This is a genomic window from Terrabacter sp. Ter38 (genome assembly GCF_024519435.1).
GTDB lineage: Bacteria > Actinomycetota > Actinomycetes > Actinomycetales > Dermatophilaceae > Terrabacter.
In genome coordinates this window covers 1-374 of record NZ_JALJRZ010000034.1, presented here as the reverse complement: position 1 = coordinate 374, position 374 = coordinate 1, and the positions used below count along the sequence as shown (strand labels likewise).

Genomic DNA, 374 nt, shown 5'->3' with positions numbered 1-374 from the left:
AGCCCGAGGCCGTGGTGTTCACAGTCTCCTCGGCCGTCCCGCCCGCGCTCTTGCCGCCCCGCGCGTTGGTGCCCGCCCGGTCGCCTCCGCCGTCCCCTTCTTTTCCTTCCTTTTCTTCTTCTCCTTTCTTTCTCTTTCTCTTCTCTTTCTTCCTCTCTCCTCCTCTTCCTTTCTTTCTTTTTTTCCTTCTTCCCTCCTCTTCTTTCTTTTTTCCTCTCTTTCCTCCTCTCCCTCTCTCTCTTCCTTCCCCCTTCTCTCCCCTCCCTTTCCCCTCTTTTCTTTTCTTTCTTTCCTCTCTCCCCCTTCTCTTTCTCTCTCCCCCTTCCCCCTTCCTTCCCCTTTCTCTCTTCCTCTTCTTCCCTCCTCCTCCCCTC

The 374-nt window shown here is 55.3% G+C and carries 1 protein-coding gene; it reads right to left on the bottom strand.

Annotated elements, in window-relative coordinates; genetic code table 11:
• Positions 1 to 374, bottom strand: a 374-nt coding sequence (locus NR112_RS23300) for a hypothetical protein (RefSeq protein ID WP_256796470.1), incomplete at both ends; no start/stop codon positions are given.